The organism is Afipia felis ATCC 53690 (genome assembly GCF_000314735.2).
In the GTDB taxonomy this organism is placed as follows: Bacteria; Pseudomonadota; Alphaproteobacteria; order Rhizobiales; family Xanthobacteraceae; genus Afipia; species Afipia felis.
In genome coordinates this window covers 1182617-1201618 of record NZ_KB375270.1, presented here as the reverse complement: position 1 = coordinate 1201618, position 19002 = coordinate 1182617, and the positions used below count along the sequence as shown (strand labels likewise).

The following is a 19002-nucleotide window of genomic DNA, read 5'->3' as shown; positions in this document are numbered from 1 at the left end:
TTCAGGCGCGAACGCATTGAAGCCAAGATTGTCAGCCGTTAGTGATTGTTCGGGATGAAGGTCGGTCCAACTGCACGAATTTGACCCGGATCAGTATTCGCCGGCGGGGTTGCGGCTGCCGGAGCAGCGGCTTGGGGCGCAGTCTGCTTCGCCGGTGCGGTGCGCGGCGGCTGTGACATCCGCTTCGCGCGATCCTCGGTCACGGTGATGTCGCCCTGTTCTGCACCGCTCGACGTATCGACGTTCTTGAGCGCGTCGGCCCAGCTTTGTCCCGGTGCGCGGCAACTGCACGTCTTGTCGTACTGGGTGCGGAAGCGGAAGGCGTTCGGCGATTGCGAGTAGGGCTGGCCGTTGATCGAGACGGCCTGCGAAATGTCCTCGCCCGGGTTGTGATAGGTGTAGAGCGTGGCCTGTGCGTTCGGGCACTGGCTCTTGCAACTGCGCTCGTCGTCCGCAAAACGGCTTGGCACCGTCGCGAATGAAATCGGGAAATAGGCGCCGTCGCAGCTTCGCACGCAGACGGTGCGGTAGGTGCCGGCTTGCGGCGCGTTCGGATCGAGGCCGTTATTCTCGGCAGGACCGCCGCCGCCACCGCCGAAGAGGTTGCTCAGGAAGTTTCCGGAGCGCGCCATGTTGGCGTATTGCGGGCCGCAATTGTTCTGCGCCAGCGCAAGGATCACCGAACGCCGCTGCGGATCGTCCATGCCGCCCGCCGAGCCCGCGCGCAACCGCTCCAGATTCGATGTGATCTGGTCGAGGTTCTGCCGCATCTGCTGAATCTGGTTGTTGATCGGGCCGCACTGCGCGGAGCGGCCGTTGAACAACGAGAAGAATCCGGAACTGTCACAGCCCTGATCGCGGGCCCGCGCCTGAACGCGCTCGAGTTCGGCCTGCTGGCGGCCTGCAGCATCCTCATAGCGCCGGATTTGATCGGCCTTGCCGGCATCGCCGCCGCCCTGGCCGCGGTCGATGGCGGCAAGCTGGCCTTCGAGGCGCTGGCACATCGGGTTGCCCTGACCGCCGCCCGGGGCGAAATTCTGGGCAAAAGCGGGGGCTGACAGCCCCACGGCAGCGAGGGCAGCCAGCATCGGCAGGGATCGAGGGAGCATCGGCAAGTACATATCCGGGAAAACGGCCGCAGGCACGGCCAATGCGATTTTGCATAGCCGTTTCAGAGGGCAAGGTCACGCCGATTTCTGGGCGCTCTCAAGGCAGGCCCAGCCGTCCCGGTGAATAACGCGGCAGGTAAGGCGCGATTACCGCTGGCAGGTGATGGCGACGTAGCGGTCGCCATGCGGGGCCGGGCTCCGGGCGGAGGCCGGGATAGCGCCGGTGACCTCGTCGTTCTCGATGCGATGATAGGAACTCGCCCGCGCGAATTGATGGGATTCGCAGTACATCCGTGCCGCGGAAGCGCCGCAGCTCGCGCCATTGGCGAGGCATTCGTCGATGCCGTAGCCGTCCGGCTGGTTGGCCACGATGAAAACCCGGCTGTCGGCAAAGGCGGGGGAGGTTGTCAGGAAGACGGCGAACAACGCAGCCGCGGAACTCAATCGCATGGGAAGCACCGGCCAAGAATCACAAGACCGACACGGATAAGGCCAAAATGTTAAAAATCATTAATTCGTCCCGGCCGAGCGATTGCGCCGTTGTTGACCAATCGATGGGCCCGGCACTTGACGGGGCGACGCCGGCTGGCCATTGTGCCGGCCATGAACGGTTCTTCCTCGTTTTTCGGCATTTGCCACGAGATTATTAGCTAGCGATTCGCTGGCTGGAGCCGTCTTTTCTCAAATCGAGATCACCGGACGCCCGGCCGCAAGGCAAGGGAATTATGTCTATGGAGCTGAGGCTCTACGATACGCTGACGAAGGACAAGCGTGCCTTCGTGCCGCTCGATCCGCGCAATGTGCGGATGTATGTGTGCGGGCCGACGGTCTACGACTTCGCCCATATCGGCAATGCGCGCCCGGTCATCGTGTTCGACGTGCTGTTCCGCCTGCTGCGGCACATTTACGGTGAGAAGCACGTCACTTACGTGCGCAACATCACCGACGTCGACGACAAGATCAACGACCGCGCGCTGCGTGATTATCCCGGCCTGCCGCTGAACGAGGCGATCCGCAAGGTCACGGAAAAGACCGCGAACCAGTTTCATGCCGATGTCGATGCACTCGGCTGCCTGCCGCCGACCGTTGAGCCACGCGCGACCGACTTCGTGCTGCCGCGTGCTGACGGCAAGGCCGACATGGTCACGCTCATCAAGACGCTGATCGCACGCGGTCACGCCTATGAAGCGAGCGGCGAGGTGCTGTTCGACACCGCCTCGATGCCGGACTACGGCAAGCTCTCCGGTCGTAGACTCGAGGATCAGCAGGCCGGCGCGCGCGTCGCGGTCGATGCGCACAAGAAAAATCCGGCGGACTTTGTGCTGTGGAAGCAGTCATCAAGCGACGAGCCGGGTTGGGACAGCCCGTGGGGCCGGGGACGGCCCGGCTGGCACATCGAATGCTCGGCGATGAGCGCGGCTTATCTCGGCGACGTGTTCGACATTCATGGCGGCGGCCTCGACTTGATCTTCCCACACCATGAGAACGAGATCGCGCAATCGCGCTGCGCCCACGGTACGCATGCGATGGCGAATTACTGGCTGCACAACGGCTTCCTGCAGGTCGAAGGCGAGAAGATGTCGAAGTCGCTCGGCAACTTCGTCACGATCAATGAGCTGCTGAAGGATTGGCCGGGCGAAGTCGTGCGCCTCAACATGCTCAAGACCCATTACCGTTCGCCGATCGACTGGACGCTGAAGGGGCTGGAGGAAAGCGCGAAGGTTCTGGACGACTGGTACGCGACCGCAGGCGACGTCGCGGGCAGCGCGCCTGCCGGCGCCGTACTTGAAACCCTTTTGGACGATCTTAACACCGCGCAAACGGTCGCTGCGCTGCATGGCCTGCGTCATCAGGCAGAAAAGGGCGGCGAAGCGCAGCGCGCTGAGTTCGCGGCGTCGCTGCGGCTGCTCGGGTTCCTCGCGCAGACCCAGGCGGATTGGGATGCCCGCAAACAGCAGGCGAGCGGCGTTGATGCCGCGCAAGTCAGTGCCTTGATTGCGGATCGCACTGCTGCTCGCGCGCGCAAAGACTGGAAAGAGTCCGACCGCATCCGCGATGAGCTGGCCGCGATGGGCGTGGCCATCAAGGATTCCAAGGAAGGCACCACCTGGGAGATCGCGCGATGAAGCGGCCCGAGACGCCTTTTCCGCGCCACTGGCGCTATTACATCGTGCTGAAATGGTGCGTGATCGCATTGGCGGTCGCGCTCGCGCTGAAATATTTCGGAGTCTGGTGATGGCGCAGGCGCTTCCAAAAGTAGGGCTGCGACCGTTTCTGCCGGCCGATACCTCGATCCTTGCGGCGATCTTCATCGCGAGCATCGAGGAGTTGACCGAGGACAGCTATTCCGAGGCGCAGCGCGAGGCATGGGCTTCACGCGCCGAGGACGAGGCGGCGTTTGGCAAGAAGCTCGGCACGCAACTGACATTGATCGCGACCATGCACGGTTCGCCGGTCGGCTTCGCCTCGCTGAAAGGGGCCGATCATCTCGACATGCTGTTCGTCCATCCCGGCGCGGTGCGGCAGGGCGTGGCCAGCGCGCTGTGCGACGCGATCGAGAAGCTTGCTGCGGCACGCGGTGCGACGCGCATGAGCGTCGATGCCAGCGATTCCGCGCAGGAGTTTTTCGCTGGCCGCGGCTATGTCGGCCAGCAGCGCAATTCGATTTCGATTGGCGACGAATGGCTCGCTAACACCACCATGACGAAAACGCTCGGCGATGCGCCGTCCAACGATAATCCAAGACTTTGATGATAAGGCTGGCACCATGAGCCGCGAACGACTCTATCTTTTCGACACCACGCTGCGCGACGGCGCGCAGACCAGCGGAGTTGACTTCACGCTGCACGACAAGCGGCTGATCGCGCAGATGCTCGACGAGCTTGGCCTCGACTATGTCGAAGGCGGCTATCCGGGCGCGAACCCCGCCGACAGCGAGTTCTTCAGCGCGCATCCGAAATTCGCCCACGCGAAATTCACCGCCTTCGGCATGGTGCGTCGCGCCGGCCGTTCGGCGGCGAACGATCCCGGATTCGTCGGCGTGCTTGAAGCGAAAGCCGATGCGTTCTGTCTGGTGGCGAAAGCCTCAGCCTATCAGGTGCGGGTCGCACTGGAGACGACCAAGGAGGAGAACATCGCCGCGATCCGCGACAGCATCAGCGCGGCCGCCAAGAAAAGCGGTGAGGCGATGCTCGATTGCGAGCACTTCTTCGACGGCTACAAGGAAGATCCGGAATTCGCGCTGGCCTGCGCCAAGGCTGCTTATGAATCCGGCGCGCGCTGGGTGGTGCTGTGCGACACCAACGGTGGCACCATGCCGGATGAAATCTCTGCCATCGTCGGCGAGGTGACGAAACATATCCCGGGCACTCATGTCGGCATCCATGCGCATGACGACACTGGGCAGGCGGTTGCGAATACGCTTGCGGCGGTGCGTGCGGGTGCGCGGCAGATTCAGGGAACGTTGAACGGTCTCGGCGAGCGGTGCGGCAACGCCAATCTGTGCTCGCTGATCCCGACGCTGAAACTGAAGCAGCCGTTCGCGGATATGTTCGAGATCGGCGTGTCGGATGCAAAGCTCGCCACGCTGACGCAGGTGTCGCGCGCGCTCGACGAAATCCTCAATCGTGCGCCTGACAAGCATGCGCCTTATGTCGGCGAAAGTGCGTTCGTCACCAAGACCGGCATTCATGCCTCAGCGGTGTTGAAGGACCCGCACACCTACGAGCACATCGCGCCGGAGATAGTCGGCAACCGCCGTCAGGTTCTGGTGTCGGATCAGGCTGGGCGTTCGAACGTGCTGGCGGCGCTGGAGCGCGCCGGCATCCCCTTCGACAAGAACGATCCGAAGGTCACGCGCCTCGTCGAGGAGATGAAGGAGCGGGAGGCGGGCGGTTACGCCTATGAGTCCGCCGATGCGTCGTTCGAATTGCTCGCACGGCGCACCCTTGGCCATGTGCCGGATTATTTCCGCGTCGTACAGTTCGACGTCAACGTCGAGCAGCGAACGAACGGCCGCGCCCAGACTGTCGCTCTTGCGGTGGTGAAGGTTGACGTCGCGGGCGAAACGCTGATATCGGCTGCTGAAGGCAACGGCCCGGTCAACGCGCTCGACGTCGCGCTGCGCAAGGACCTCGGCAAGTATCAGAAATACATCGATGGCCTGAAGCTGACCGACTACCGTGTACGTATCCTCAATGGCGGCACGGAGGCGGTGACGCGCGTGCTGATCGAGAGCGAGGACGAGAACGGCGCGCGCTGGACCACCATTGGCGTGTCGTCCAACGTCATCGATGCCTCGTTTCAGGCGCTGATGGACTCGCTTACCTACAAGCTGGTGAAGGCTGGCGCGCCGGCATGATGATTGTCACCCGAGGGATATCCCTCGGGGTTACATCTGCGCGGTGACAGCTTCCGGCCGCATAGGGGTGACCTGTGCGTTTGCGGCTGCGGCTTGCAGCTTTGGCACGATATCCTCGACGTGGTTGGCGGTGAGGAAATTCACCGTCAGCCCCTGACGGATGAATTCCTTCTGGCGCATGTGCGCGAGCAGCGACAGCAGCGGCTCCCAGAAATTGCCGATGTTGGCCAGCAGCACCGGCTTGGTGTGACGGCCGAGCTGCGCCCACGTCATCTGCTCGACCAGCTCTTCCAGCGTGCCGATGCCGCCGGGCAGGGCTACGAAGGCGTCCGAGCGTTCGAACATGAGCTGTTTGCGCTCATGCATGTTCTCGGTAACGATCAATTCCTGCACGCGGTCGAGCGCATGCTCGCGCGTGGTCAGGAAGTCCGGAATGATGCCGGTCACCCGGCCGCCGTGGTCGAGAACGCCATCGGCGACCGCGCCCATCAGTCCGATGGAGCCGCCGCCATAAACAAGGCCGATGCCTGCCTCGGCAAAACTTTTGCCGAGGGCGCTCGCCGCTTGCATGAACTGGGGGTCTGTACCGGGGCCGGAACCGCAATAAACGCAGACTGTCTTAATAATATTGTTCTTGGTCATCGACTCGATGTGGCATTGCCTCGTGACATCGTCAAGACGAGCCGGGGCTTCACGAAAAGGCTATCCTGCAGGGCGCTGGAAAGGCAGAAAAATCGCCTCGGCCGGGTGCGGAACTCTCTTTGGCATCCTATATGACAAGGTCTGTGTTGCCGAATCGAAGCTCGGCGCGGGGCCGTTTGTCCCGAGGCCGCAGGATGATGAATGACCGCCCCTGATACTCCCGCCGATCAAAACCGCCCCGTCCCGGTGGCGCAAAGCGCCTCGCTGACCGGGACGCTGGTGCATCTCTGGCCGTACATCTGGCCGGGGGAGCGGGCCGACCTGAAGATGCGGGTGGTCTGGTCGATGGTGCTTCTGGTGATCGCCAAGGCGCTCACCATGATCGTGCCATTCACATTCAAATGGGCGATCGATGCGTTGAACGGACAGGGCAGCGCGCCGGTCGCGCCGTCGAACTGGATGATGTGGCTCATCGCATCTCCGATCGTCATGACGCTTGCTTACGGCGGCACCCGCATTCTGATGGCGGTGTTCACGCAATGGCGCGACGGCATCTTCGCCAAGGTCGCGATGCATGCCGTGCGCAAGCTCGCCTATCTCACCTTCGTGCATATGCATGAGCTGTCGCTGCGCTTTCATCTGGCGCGCAAGACCGGCGGCCTGACGCGCGTTCTGGAACGCGGCCGCACCGGCATCGAGACCATTGTGCGTCTCGCCGTCCAGCAACTGGCGCCGACCGTTGTCGAACTGGCGATGATGATGGGCGTGCTGCTGTATCAGTTCGACTGGCGCTATGTGCTGGTCACGGTCGGCACCGTGCTCGCCTACATGTGGTTCACCTATGTCGCGACCGAGTGGCGGATCGACATTCGCCGCCGCATGAACGAGTCTGACACCGAGGCCAACACCAAGGCCATCGACTCGCTGCTCAATTACGAGACGGTGAAATATTTCGGCGCGGAGACTCGCGAAGCGCAACGCTACGACGTCTCGATGGAGCGCTATGAACGCGCCAGCACCAAGACTTACACCTCGCTCGCGTGGCTCAATACCGGGCAGGCGGTGATCTTTTCGATCGGCATTACCGCGACGATGGTGATGTGCGTGATCGGCATTCGCAACGGCACCCAGAGCGTCGGCGATTTCGTTATGATCAATGCCATGATGATCCAGCTTTATCAGCCCCTGAATTTCATGGGGTTCGTCTATCGCGAGATCAAGCAGGCGATCATCGATATCGAGATGATGTTCGGCGTGCTGAGCCGTAATCCGGAAGTGAAGGACAGGCCCGGCGCAAAACCGCTACATGTGAATGCGGGCACGGTGCGCTTCGAGGATGTGCGCTTCCACTACGATCCCGACCGCGAGATTCTCAAGGGCATCACGTTCGAGGTGCCGGCGGGCAAGACGGTCGCCATCGTCGGTCCCTCGGGCGCGGGCAAATCAACGATCTCGCGGCTTCTGTTCCGTCTCTACGATCTCAGCAGCGGACGTATCACCATCGACGGGCAGGACATCCGCGATGTGCAGCAGACCTCGCTGCGCGCGGCGATCGGTATGGTGCCGCAGGATACGGTGCTGTTCAACGACACCATCCGCTACAACATTCGTTATGGCCGCTGGGACGCAACCGATGCCGAGGTCGAGGCGGCGGCGCAGATGGCGCAGATCGATGGCTTCATCCGCATGTCGCCACATGGCTATGAGACCGAAGTCGGCGAGCGCGGATTGAAACTTTCGGGCGGCGAGAAGCAGCGTGTCGCGATCGCACGCACCATCCTCAAGGGTCCCCCGATTCTCGTGCTGGACGAGGCGACGTCGGCGCTCGACAGTCATACCGAGCAGGAAATCCAGGACGAACTGGAGAAAGTGTCGCGCAATCGCACCTCGCTCGTGATCGCGCACCGCCTGTCGACCATCGTGAGCGCCGACGAGATCATCGTGCTGGAGCGCGGGCGCATCGCCGAGCGCGGCACGCACATGCAGCTGATGGCGGCGGACGGCCTTTACGCCAGCATGTGGAACAGGCAGCGCGAGGCGGACGAGGCGCGCGAGAAGCTGGCCCAGTTCGGCGACGACGAACTCGCCGAAAAGGACGAGCAGGCTGGGGACGTTCCGCCGGCGCGTGATGCCGCGGAGTAGGCGTCGGCCGCGACTCGATGGCGGGGAGTCGCTTTCCCGAGACTTTTGGCGGCGTGCGCCCTAGAATGGGCAAAGATTCCCGGTCCTTCTGCCGCGCGAGCCGCAATTCTTGCCGGACCACCATTTTTGTCGTGTGAAACGGATATCATCGGAGCCCCATGTCGATCGCCAATTCTATTCGTGCGCAGATCCCGCCGATCCATCCGGAGGGATATCCTTTCATCGGCGGCTTCGCGCTGGCGAGCCTGATCCTGTTCTGGTTGTGGGTGCCGCTCGGCTGGATCGGCGTGGTGCTCACGATCTGGTGTGCTTTGTTCTTCCGCGATCCCGTCCGCACCACGCCGGTACGGGAAGGGCTCGTCGTGTCGCCCGCGGATGGCCGGGTGTCGATGGTGCAGCCGGTGGTGCCGCCCGCCGAACTCGGCCTCGGCGACAAGCCGTTGATGCGGATTTCCATCTTCATGAGCGTGTTCAACTGCCATGTGAACCGCAGCCCCGTGGCGGGCCGGATCGAGCGCATCGCCTATCGTCCGGGCAAGTTCGTCAACGCCGAACTCGACAAGGCGAGCGAGGACAATGAGCGCAACTCGCTCGTGATCTCGACGCCGGCCGGGCGTATTGGCGTCATCCAGATCGCGGGTCTCGTGGCGCGGCGCATCGTCTCTTTCGTGCGCGAAGGTGAGAGCCTCGCAGCCGGGCAGCGCTTCGGCCTGATCCGGTTCGGCTCGCGGCTCGACGTTTTCCTGCCGGACGGTGCCAAGCCGCTGGTCTCGGTGGGGCAGACGGCCGTGGCGGGTGAAACCGTGCTGGCCGACTTCCAGATCGGCGATGGCGGGCGCGTCTACCGCACAGATTAACCTTTATCCCCCATATGGTTGGGGGAGTGCCGCCGCCTGCCGCATGTTCAAGCCATGTTGGCGGGGCAGGTTATTCCCCATATAAAGGGTGCCATGAGCATGCTTCCGCGTTCTGACAGACCCGATGTGCGCCGCCGCCGGTTCGGCTCCATTCCGGTGCGCGTACTCGTGCCCAATGTCATCACGCTTCTTGCGTTGTGCGCGGGCCTGTCCGCCATTCGCATGTCGATCGAAGGCCGCAACGAACTCGCGCTCGGCGCGATCGTGTTCGCCGCCATTCTCGATGGCATCGACGGTCGCGTGGCGCGGATGATCAAGGGTCAATCGCGCTTTGGAGCCGAACTCGACAGTCTCGCCGACTTCGTGAACTTCGGCGTAACGCCGGCGCTCATCCTGTATTTCTGGCAATTGCACGAGTTCAACAACGTCGGCTGGATCGCGGCGATCATCTTCGCGATCAGCAGCTGCCTGCGGCTCGCGCGTTTCAATACACAGATCGACGAGCCGAGCGATCTGCCGTTCGCAGCGAATTATTTCACCGGCGTGCCCGCGCCGCTCGGAGCGCTCTGCGTGCTGCTGCCGATGTATCTGGTGCTGATCGGCCTGCCGCAACTGCCGCCGACCATCACTCTGCTTTTCACGCTGACCATGGCGTTCCTGATGGTGTCGCGGCTGCCGGTCTACTCCGGCAAGAAGCTCGGCGCCCGCGTGTCGCCGGAAGCGGCGGTGCCGCTCGTCATCTTTGTGGTGCTGTTCATCGCCGTGCTCATCAGCTATCCATGGTACGTGCTGAGCGTCGGATCGGTGATCTATCTCGCGGCGCTGCCGTTCAGCTGGGCGGCGTACCGCAGGCAGGAGCGGACCTTCCGCGCGCAGCAGGCCGGGCAGGGGGGTGCTTCGGCCAATGTGCCGGAGACGGTGTTCACGCCGCCGTCGGATTCCGAATCCGCCGATCGCCCCACGCGACTGAACTGACAATCTGCGTTTGATGCGAGAGTGAGTCAGGCCGTGATGTTCACGCCGCCGGACGGAGCAGCGCTGCTATCTTGTGATGAAGTTGCGGTTTGCTGGGATGCCTTCACGGCTTCGTCGACCGCTTTCTGATCGGCCTTGAGTGTGGCCTCGTCAGCCTTGGCAGCCTGATCCGCGGCAAGTTTGGCTTGCGCCTGGGCCAGAGTGGCCTGTGACGAAATCGAATTGCTGATGGCGGTCATTTCAGTTCTCACTGGCTGATCGATCCGAGACTACGCCCGCTATCTTTTCAAAATATTAACCATGACGACGGCGATGCCGCCCATCGGGCGTCATCCTGCGCGGAGTGGGAAGTCTTTTGCGTCCAGCATTTCACAGGCTTTACGCGAATTTAATGGCGCCGACGCTACGGTTCTAAACGCGGCTCAGAATGGCCGCCGTGCGCGTCGGAGTACTTCATGGATATCACCACTAGCATTGGCCTCGTCGCCGGCAGCATCGTTATCGTTGCGCTGATATTGACGGGCGGCGACCTGCACATGTTCGTCAGCGAACATGCCATGATCATCATTTTCGGTGGTTCGATCTCCGCGACGCTGATCCGTTTTCCGCTGGTTTCGATTCTTCACGGCTTGCCGCTCGGCGCGAAATACGCCTTCACCATGAGCCGCACCACCGCGCGCGGCCTCGTCGACGAACTCGCCGGCATCGCCGAGATCGCCCGCAAGCAGGGCCCGGTCGGGCTTGAGAAGGTGGAGACGCCGGACCCGTTCCTGGCCAAGGGCATCCGCTACGTCGCCGACGGCTATGACATGGATTTCATCCGCGACAATCTCGAGCGCGACCGCGACAATTTCCTGATGCATCTCGACGAGGGCAGCAAGATCTATCGCGCCGTGGGCGATTGCGCGCCTGCGTTCGGTATGGTCGGCACACTGATCGGCATGGTGCAGATGTTCGCCAACATGACCGATCCGTCCAAGCTCGGCCCTTACATGGCGACCGCGCTGCTCGCGACGCTTTACGGTGCGGTGATCGCCAACCTGTTCTGCCTGCCGATCGCCGACAAGCTGCACGGCAAGCTTCTGGATGAGGAGACCAACCGCACCATCATCATCGATGGCATCCTCATGATCCGCGATGCCAAGAGCCCGACTCTGGTGCGTGAAATGCTGCTCGCTTACCTGCCGGAAAAGCATCGGCACGAAGCTGGCGAGCCGGTGCCCGCGTAAGCGGCGCCTGCGCGGGGCGGGGACAGCACTATGGCCAAGAAAAAGCGCGGCGATGCCCATGGCGGAGGACACGGCTGGTTCGTGACCTTCGCGGACCTGATGGGCCTGATGATGAGCTTTTTCGTCATGCTGGTCGCGTTTTCCAATCAGGACCAGACCAAGCTGAAGATCGTCGCGGGTTCGATGCGCGAAGCCTTTGGCGTGGCCAATGCGCGCTATTCCGGTGTGATCGAGACCGACGGCCTGCCGACACGGCCGAAGCTGAAGAATGTCGATCACATCCCGCCGGACGAAGCCTCGAATACTCCGTCGCCGGACGAGAAGGAGCAGGCCAAGCTCTATGGTGTTCGCATCAAGACGGATCGCGAGTTCGCGCTGGCGTCGGCTTCGCTGCGGCAGGCGTTGCAGGACATGCCGGAGATGACGGAGCTGTCCAAACACATCATCTTCGAGGAGACGAAGAAGGGTCTCAACCTCGAGATCGTCGATCAGGACGGCCGTTCGATGTTCGCGGAAGGCTCGCGCCAGCCTTATGAGCGGACCCGGATGCTGATCCGTAAGCTGGCCGCGCCCTTGCGGCAGTCACCGCTGCGGGTGGCGATCGTCGGCCATACCTCGTCGAATTTCGCTTCGCCGCGCCCTGGCTACGATGCCTTCGATCTGTCTGCCGACCGCGCCAACACGGTGCGCCAGATTCTGGAGCAGGAGGGGCTGCCGAGCACCCATATCTTTTCGGTCTCGGGCAAGGCCGACAGCGAGCCGCTGTTTCCGGACGATCCTGCGCTCGCGGCCAATCGCCGCGTGACGATCACCCTGATGCGGGAAGACCCGCCGCTGCCGCCGGATCTGAAGCCGTAACGGCTTTACCGAACTAAAGTTTTATAAGCTACTATATTACCTTAGTGTGAGTTCCTCGCTTCATGCCTTGGGCAGAGCGACCGACCGATGCTATACGGTCGCCCCTGATCGCCCTTCCAGGCCGCGTCGCGGCGCATGATCCATCAAGGCGTTTTTCTCACTTCATGGCTGCTATCGAACCGCCCACCGACCTCCCTCGCGAGGCCGCTCCCACTGACGGCTCCTGGCGCCTGACTCTGGGCTCCATCGGCGTGGTGTTTGGCGACATCGGCACCTCGCCGCTCTACGCTTTCCGCGAAGCGGCTCATAATGCGGCCGGAGCAGGGGTCATCACCCGCCCGATCGTGCTGGGCGTGCTGTCGCTGGTACTGTGGGCGCTGTTCATCGTGGTGACAGCGAAATACGTGCTGCTGCTTCTGCGCGCCGACAACAACGGCGAAGGGGGCACCCTGTCCCTGATGGCGCTTGGCCAGCGCGCGCTCGGCCGTCAGACCTGGGTGCTGCTCGCGCTCGGCGTCGTGGGGGCAGCGATGTTCCTCGGCGATTCGATGATCACGCCGGCGATTTCGGTTTTGTCGGCCGTCGAAGGTCTCAAGCTCGCCGCGCCCGAGTTCGAACATTACGTCGTGCCGTTGACGGTGCTGATCCTCGTGATCCTGTTCACCGTGCAGAGCAGCGGTACGCACCGGATCGCCGCAGCCTTCGGGCCGGTGATGATGGTGTGGTTTCTCGCGCTGGCTGCGCTCGGCGCGTACCATATCGTCGACGACCTGACAGTGCTCGCGGCGATCAACCCTTACTACGCGGTCTCGTTCATGCTCACGCATGGCGAGATCAGCCTCGTCACCCTCGGCGCCGTTTTCCTTTGCGTCACGGGCGGCGAAGCGTTGTATGCCGACCTCGGCCATTTCGGGCGTAAATCGATCCAGTCGGCGTGGCTGTTCTTCGTGCTGCCCGCGCTGCTCATCAACTATTTCGGGCAGGGCGCCATGCTGCTCGCCCATCCCGAGGCGATCGACAACACCTTCTACCGGATGGTGCCGCAATTCCTGCTGTTGCCTGCGATCGTTCTGGCGACCGCGGCGACGGTCATCGCCAGCCAGGCGGTCATCACCGGCGCGTATTCGCTGACGCGGCAGGCGATCCAGCTCGGCCTGCTGCCACGCTTCGAGGTTCGCTATACGTCGGAGACGCATGCCGGGCAGATCTATCTGCCGCGCGTCAACACCATGCTGCTGATCGGCGTGTTGCTGCTGGTCGGTCTGTTCCGCACGTCGAGCGGGTTGGCCTCGGCCTACGGCATCGCGGTGTCCACCACCATGGTCGCGGACGGCATCATGGGTTTCATCGTGGTCTGGAAGCTGTGGAACTGGCGTGCGGCGACAGCGGCCGCACTGATCGCTCCGCTCGTGTTTGTGGACACCAGCTTTTTCATCGCCAACCTGCTGAAGCTGCTTGAAGGCGCGTGGGTGCCTCTGCTGTTCGGACTCTGTCTTGTCGTGATGATCTGGACCTGGCGGCGCGGCACCAGCATTCTGCTGAACAAGACGCGCCGCACGGAAGTGCCGTTGCGTGAACTCATCAAGAGTCTCGAGAAGCGGCCGCCGCATGTCGTGAAGGGGACGGCCGTGTTCCTGACAAGCGATCCGGAATTCGTGCCGACCGCGCTGCTTCACAATTTGAAGCACAACAAGGTTCTGCACGAGCACAACGTCATCCTCACTATCCGCACGGCGACGACGCCGCGCGTCGATCCCATCGACCGCGTCGAGTACGAGGGCATCAGCGAGAAATTCTCCATCGTGCGGCTGAACTTCGGCTTCATGGAAACGCCGAACGTGCCGAAGGCATTGGCCATCGCCCGCAAGCTCGGCTGGCAATTCGACATCATGGCGACGTCGTTCTTCGTGTCGCGCCGCTCGCTGAAACCGGCCGCGCAATCCAGCATGCCGTTGTGGCAGGATCATCTGTTCATCGCGATGAGCAAATCTGCCAATGACGCGACCGACTATTTCCAGATTCCGACTGGCCGCGTGGTGGAGGTCGGAACGCAGGTGACAATATAATATTGTTTCAAATACTGCCTTTTTGACCCTTACGGCCGCTTGCTATACTTGCGGTCCAAGCGTATAGCGCTGCCCGTCTTGCCGCTGTTCGGCATTGAGGCACCTCCCCATGACAAGCGATATATCGGTCTCCGCCGCGGAAACATCGGCGGCGGGGGAGGATGGGCAGGCGCACTCTACGGCCTCCTTCAAGGCGCTGATGATAGGTTCCATTGGCGTCGTTTACGGCGATATCGGCACTTCGCCGCTGTATGCCTTCCGTGAGGCGATCAACGCGGCGTCTGCATCGGGGTCCCCGGAGCCGGGTATCGTGCTTGGCGTCCTGTCTCTGATCCTGTGGACGCTGATTATCGTGGTGACGCTGAAATACGTCGTCATCCTTCTCCGGGCCGACAATAACGGCGAGGGCGGTACGCTCGCGCTAATGGCGCTGGCGCAGCGCGCGCTCGGCACCGCGGGTGGCGGGTTGATCCTGCTCGGCATCGTCAGCGGCGCGCTTTTCTATGGCGACGCCGTCATCACGCCTGCGCTGTCGGTGCTGTCCGCGGTTGAGGGCATGAAGCTCGCGACCGAGTCGCTGGATCCCTACATCGTGCCGTTGACCGTAGTGATCCTGGCGGCGCTGTTCGCGGTCCAGTCACGTGGGACCGCGCGGGTCGCCGCATTCTTCGGTCCTCTGATGTGCCTCTGGTTCGCGGTGATCGGCGTTGCCGCGATCCCGCCGATCCTGAACCAGCCGCAGGTCTTTCTGGCGCTCAATCCGCTGCTCGCGGTGGCCTTCATGCTGGAGCATGGGGTCATCGGCCTTATCACGCTCGGCGCGGTCTTCCTCGCCGTGACGGGTGCCGAGGCGCTCTACGCGGACCTCGGCCATTTCGGTAAGTCGCCGATCCGGATCACCTGGCTTGCGATCGTGTTGCCGTCGCTGGCGCTGAATTATCTCGGGCAGGCGGCGATGGTGATGCACAATCCTGCCGCCGTGCAGAACCCGTTCTTCCTGATGTTTCCGAGTTGGGCACTGGTTCCGATGGTCGTGCTCGCGACAGTGGCGACCGTCATCGCGAGCCAGGCCGTCATCACCGGAGCGTATTCACTGACCCGGCAGGCGGTGCAACTCGGGTTGCTGCCCCGGTTCGAGATTCGCCATACGTCCGCGACCCATGCCGGGCAGATCTACATTCCGCGTCTCAACCGCCTGCTGTTCATCGCGGTGCTGCTGCTGGTGGTTCTGTTCCGCTCCTCGAGCGCCCTGGCATCGGCCTATGGCATCGCGGTGACGGGCACCATGGTGGTGACAGGGATCATGGGCTTCATCGTGATCTGGCGCGTCTGGAAATGGAGCCCGCTCGCAGCGGGTCTCCTGATGGCGCCGTTCCTGGTGTTCGACCTGACGTTCCTTGCAGCCAATCTGCTCAAGGTCTTTGAAGGCGGCTGGGTGCCGCTGGCCATCGGCGGCGTCATGATGCTGCTGATGTATACGTGGCGCAAAGGCAGCCGGATTCTGTTCGAGAAATCCCACAAGCAGGAAATTCCGCTGGAAGATCTTGTGAGGATGCTGGAGAAAAAGCCGCCGCAACGCGTTTCCGGCACGGCGGTGTTTTTGACGAGCAACGCCACGCTCGCGCCGACCGCGCTGATGCACAGCCTCAAGCACTATAAGGTGCTTCACGAGAAGAACGTCATTCTCACGATCGAGGTCGCGCGTACGCCGCGCGTCCATTTGAATGAGCGCGTGCGGATCGAACAGATCGGCGACACATTCGCCCGCGTCACGCTGCGCTTCGGCTTCATGGAAACGCCGAACGTGCCGAAAGCTCTCGGGGTCGCACGCAAGCTCGGCTGGCAGTTCGACATCATGGCGACGTCGTTCTTCCTGTCGCGCCGACTGTTGAAGCCGGCGGCTCAATCCAGCATGCCATTGTGGCAGGATCGTCTCTTCATTGCGATGAGCCGCTCGGCGAACGATGCGACGGACCATTTCCAGATCCCGACCGGCCGCGTGGTCGAAATCGGAACACAGGTCGTCATCTGATCGGTTGCCGCACAAGTCCCGACCGGATGGCCTTGATTTTAAGGCCGCAAAGGGGGAGTTTGCGCGGGCTCATCTCGCAGCGGAGGCTTCCTTGTCCGATACCAGCACAGTGCACGACCTGACCCCGGAAGAGGTGGCCAAGGGCCTCGTGGAGGGGCGCTATCTGCTGATCGACGTGCGCGAGCCCAACGAGATCGCGGCAGAGGCCTATCCGGAGGGCGCGACGATGCCGCTCTCAGCATTCGATCCGGCCGCGTTGCCTGATCCCGAAGGCAGGACGGTGGTGTTTGCCTGTCGCTCCGGCAAGCGCTCGGTGACCGCTTCGCTCGCCGCGCAGGCGGCCGGCAAGCCGTACAACTCCCACCTCATGGGCGGAATGATCGGCTGGAAGGCTGCGGGCCTCCCCACCAAGGTTGGCGGCTAGCAACAGGCGCATTTTGCGTCTGAGCCAATCGTTCTCGATTTTGCGGGCGGTATGAGCACGATTTTCTCCGATCTTCCGGTGACGATTTTCGAGGTGATGTCGCAACTCGCGCGCGACCATGACGCCATCAACCTCGGGCAGGGCTTTCCTGAAGCGCCGGGGCCGGAAGACATCCGCCGTAAGGCCGCCGATGCGGTGCTCAACGGCTACAACCAGTATCCCTCGATGATGGGCCTGCCCGAGCTGCGGCAGGCGATTTCCGATCATTACGCGCACTGGCACGGCGTCGCGTTCGATCCGATGAGCGAAGTGATGGTGACCTCGGGTGCGACCGAGGCGCTGGCAGGCGCGATCCTCGGCCTTGTCGGCGCAGGCGATGAGGTCGTCGTGTTCCAGCCGTTCTACGACGCCTACGTGCCGTTGATCCGGCGCGCGGGCGGCACCGTGCGCTTTGTCCGGCTCGAGCCGCCGCACTGGCGGTTGACCGAGGAGGCGCTGCGCGCGGCGTTCACGCCGAAGACGAAGTTTGTGATCTTCAACAATCCGCTCAATCCCGCGGCGGTCGTTTATCCGCGCGAAGACCTCGAATTGCTGGCGAGGTTTTGTCAGGAGTTCGATGCGGTCGCGATCTGCGACGAGGTGTGGGAGCACATCGTGTTCGATGGCCGCGCGCATATTCCGTTGATCGCCATTCCTGGGATGCGAGAGCGCACGGTGAAGATCGGCTCGGCAGGCAAGATCTTCGCGCTGACCGGCTGGAAGATCGGGTTCGTCTGCGCTGCGCCGGAACTGTTGCGCGTGCTGGCCAAGGCGCATCAGTTTCTTGCCTTCACGACTGCACCGAATTTGCAGGTGGCGGTGGCCTATGGACTGGGCAAGCCGGATGCCTTCTTTACCGACATGCGCGCGGATCTGGCGCGCAGCCGTGACCGTCTGACGAATGGCCTGAAGTCCATCGGCTTTCCGGTGCTGGAGTCGCAGGGGACGTATTTCCTCAACGTCGATCTGGCGCCGCTCGGACTCAACGAGACCGACGAGGATTTTTCCAAGCGCATCGTGGTCGAACACAAAGTCGCATCCATTCCGGTGTCGTCGTTTTACGAGAACGATCCAGTGCGCTCGGTGGTGCGGCTTTGCTTTGCCAAATCGGACGCGACCATCGACACGGCGCTTGAGCGTTTGTCTCGCGTGTTGCGGTCGTAAGGGGATAGCGATGAAATTTGCGAAGACCTTGCTCGTGGTCGTGGCGGCGATGAGCCTTACGTCCGTGCAAGCGGCCGAACGCGTGGTGAATTTCTATAACTGGTCGAGCTATATGGCTCCCGGCGTGCTGGAGGATTTCACCAAGGAGACCGGCATCAAGGTTGTGTACGACACGTTCGACGCCAACGAGACACTGGAGACGCGGCTGCTCGCGGGAAAATCTGGATACGATCTCGTCGTGCCGACGGCGTATTTCCTGCAACGCCAGATCGTGGCCGGCGTATTCCAGAAACTCGACAAGACAAAATTGCCGAACCTCGCCAATGCGTGGCCCGAGGTGATGAACCGTCTCGCGCAGTACGATCCCGGCAACGCCTATGCGGCCAACTACATGTGGGGCACCACCGGAATCGGCTACAATGTCGGGACGGTGCGCAAGATCCTCGGCCCCGATGCGGTGATCGATAGCTGGGATACGATTTTTGATCCGGAGAAGATCGCGAAGTTCAAGGATTGCGGCATCCATATGCTGGATTCCGCGGACGACATCCTGCCGGCGGCGCTGAACTGGCTCGGCCTCGATCCGAATTCGACGCGGCGCGAGGATCTGGAGAAGGCGGCGGAGGCGGTCGCGAAAATCCGTCCCTATGTGCGCAAATTCCATTCGTCCGAATATCTCAGCGCTCTTGCCACGGGCGAAATCTGCCTCGCGGTCGGCTGGTCCGGCGATATCAAGCAGGCGCAGAAGCGGGCGGCGGAATCCAATAACGGTGTCGAGATCGCCTATGCGATTCCGAAAGAGGGCGCGCAGATGTTCTTCGACAATCTCGCCATCCCATCCGATGCGAAGAACGTCGACGAGGCTTACGCGCTGATTGATTACCTTTACCGGCCGGAGGTGGCGGCGAAGAATGCGAGCTTCCTTGGCTACGCGAGCGGCAACCTCGCCGCGCAAAAATTCGTCGATCCCAAAGTCCTCAATGATCGTGGTGTCTATCCGGACGAAGCGACGATGAAACGTCTGTTCATCATCACCGCGCGGGCGCCCGCGATGCAGCGCTCCATCAACCGGTTGTGGACGAAGGTGAAGATCGGGCGGTGACTC

Annotated in this window: 17 protein-coding genes; 13 read left to right on the top strand and 4 right to left on the bottom strand. The window is 62.4% G+C overall.

Annotated elements, in window-relative coordinates; genetic code table 11:
- Window positions 1-38 precede the first annotated feature (38 nt).
- Together HMPREF9697_RS05695 and HMPREF9697_RS05690 are read right to left on the bottom strand one after the other, a co-directional pair.
- Window positions 39-1121, bottom strand: coding sequence for a DUF2865 domain-containing protein (locus tag HMPREF9697_RS05695; RefSeq protein WP_040307824.1), 1083 nt, complete (start codon window positions 1119-1121; stop codon window positions 39-41).
- Between the two features lie 135 nt (window positions 1122-1256).
- Entirely contained in the window at window positions 1257-1559 is a 303-nt protein-coding gene (locus HMPREF9697_RS05690) for a hypothetical protein (protein WP_002716212.1), read from the bottom strand.
- 281 nt (window positions 1560-1840) lie between these two features.
- Between HMPREF9697_RS05690 and cysS the strand changes: the two genes are divergently transcribed.
- From cysS to cimA, 3 genes are all read left to right on the top strand, one after another.
- Window positions 1841-3235, top strand: coding sequence for a cysteine--tRNA ligase (gene cysS, locus HMPREF9697_RS05685; RefSeq protein WP_002716211.1), 1395 nt, complete (start codon window positions 1841-1843; stop codon window positions 3233-3235).
- A gap of 109 nt (window positions 3236-3344) precedes the next feature.
- Window positions 3345-3860: a GNAT family N-acetyltransferase gene (locus tag HMPREF9697_RS05680; protein ID WP_002716209.1), complete on the top strand. Its 516-nt coding sequence runs from the start codon at window positions 3345-3347 to the stop codon at window positions 3858-3860.
- A 16-nt stretch (window positions 3861-3876) separates the two neighbouring features.
- Entirely contained in the window at window positions 3877-5469 is a 1593-nt protein-coding gene (cimA, locus tag HMPREF9697_RS05675) for a citramalate synthase (RefSeq protein WP_002716208.1), read from the top strand.
- Between the two features lie 30 nt (window positions 5470-5499).
- Here cimA and HMPREF9697_RS05670 read toward each other — a convergent pair whose 3' ends face one another.
- Window positions 5500-6111 (bottom strand): LOG family protein, encoded by a 612-nt coding sequence (locus tag HMPREF9697_RS05670; protein WP_002716207.1) that lies wholly within the window; start codon window positions 6109-6111, stop codon window positions 5500-5502.
- A gap of 201 nt (window positions 6112-6312) precedes the next feature.
- On the opposite strand from HMPREF9697_RS05670, the gene HMPREF9697_RS05665 reads away from it, so the two are divergent.
- The 3 genes from HMPREF9697_RS05665 (at window position 6313) to HMPREF9697_RS05655 (ending at window position 10085) form a co-directional block, all read left to right on the top strand.
- Window positions 6313-8253, top strand: a complete 1941-nt coding sequence (locus HMPREF9697_RS05665; protein WP_002716206.1) for an ABCB family ABC transporter ATP-binding protein/permease — start codon at window positions 6313-6315, stop codon at window positions 8251-8253.
- 158 nt (window positions 8254-8411) lie between these two features.
- Window positions 8412-9110, top strand: a complete 699-nt coding sequence (locus HMPREF9697_RS05660; RefSeq protein ID WP_002716205.1) for a phosphatidylserine decarboxylase — start codon at window positions 8412-8414, stop codon at window positions 9108-9110.
- Window positions 9111-9203: 93 nt separating this feature from the next.
- Window positions 9204-10085 (top strand): CDP-alcohol phosphatidyltransferase family protein, encoded by an 882-nt coding sequence (locus HMPREF9697_RS05655; RefSeq protein ID WP_002716204.1) that lies wholly within the window; start codon window positions 9204-9206, stop codon window positions 10083-10085.
- Between the two features lie 26 nt (window positions 10086-10111).
- Here the strand turns inward: HMPREF9697_RS05655 and HMPREF9697_RS05650 are convergent, their stop codons facing one another.
- The gene (locus HMPREF9697_RS05650) at window positions 10112-10324 is read right to left on the bottom strand and encodes a hypothetical protein (RefSeq protein ID WP_002716203.1); all 213 of its coding nucleotides are present in this window, start codon (window positions 10322-10324) and stop codon (window positions 10112-10114) included.
- A gap of 216 nt (window positions 10325-10540) precedes the next feature.
- On the opposite strand from HMPREF9697_RS05650, the gene HMPREF9697_RS05645 reads away from it, so the two are divergent.
- From HMPREF9697_RS05645 to HMPREF9697_RS05615, 7 genes are all read left to right on the top strand, one after another.
- Window positions 10541-11314 (top strand): motility protein A, encoded by a 774-nt coding sequence (locus tag HMPREF9697_RS05645; RefSeq protein WP_002716202.1) that lies wholly within the window; start codon window positions 10541-10543, stop codon window positions 11312-11314.
- A 30-nt stretch (window positions 11315-11344) separates the two neighbouring features.
- The gene (locus HMPREF9697_RS05640; protein ID WP_002716201.1) at window positions 11345-12172 is read left to right on the top strand and encodes an OmpA/MotB family protein; all 828 of its coding nucleotides are present in this window, start codon (window positions 11345-11347) and stop codon (window positions 12170-12172) included.
- 164 nt (window positions 12173-12336) lie between these two features.
- A complete protein-coding gene (locus HMPREF9697_RS05635; RefSeq protein ID WP_002716200.1) occupies window positions 12337-14238 on the top strand; it encodes a potassium transporter Kup in 1902 nt (633 codons plus the stop codon).
- Window positions 14239-14347: 109 nt separating this feature from the next.
- Complete coding sequence (locus tag HMPREF9697_RS05630; protein ID WP_002716199.1) at window positions 14348-16270, top strand: potassium transporter Kup; 1923 nt, start codon at window positions 14348-14350, stop codon at window positions 16268-16270.
- Window positions 16271-16361: 91 nt separating this feature from the next.
- Window positions 16362-16694 (top strand): rhodanese-like domain-containing protein, encoded by a 333-nt coding sequence (locus HMPREF9697_RS05625; RefSeq protein ID WP_002716198.1) that lies wholly within the window; start codon window positions 16362-16364, stop codon window positions 16692-16694.
- Window positions 16695-16745: 51 nt separating this feature from the next.
- Entirely contained in the window at window positions 16746-17897 is a 1152-nt protein-coding gene (locus tag HMPREF9697_RS05620; protein ID WP_002716197.1) for an aminotransferase, read from the top strand.
- A gap of 10 nt (window positions 17898-17907) precedes the next feature.
- Window positions 17908-18999 (top strand): polyamine ABC transporter substrate-binding protein, encoded by a 1092-nt coding sequence (locus HMPREF9697_RS05615; protein WP_002716196.1) that lies wholly within the window; start codon window positions 17908-17910, stop codon window positions 18997-18999.
- Window positions 19000-19002: the final 3 nt, after the last annotated feature.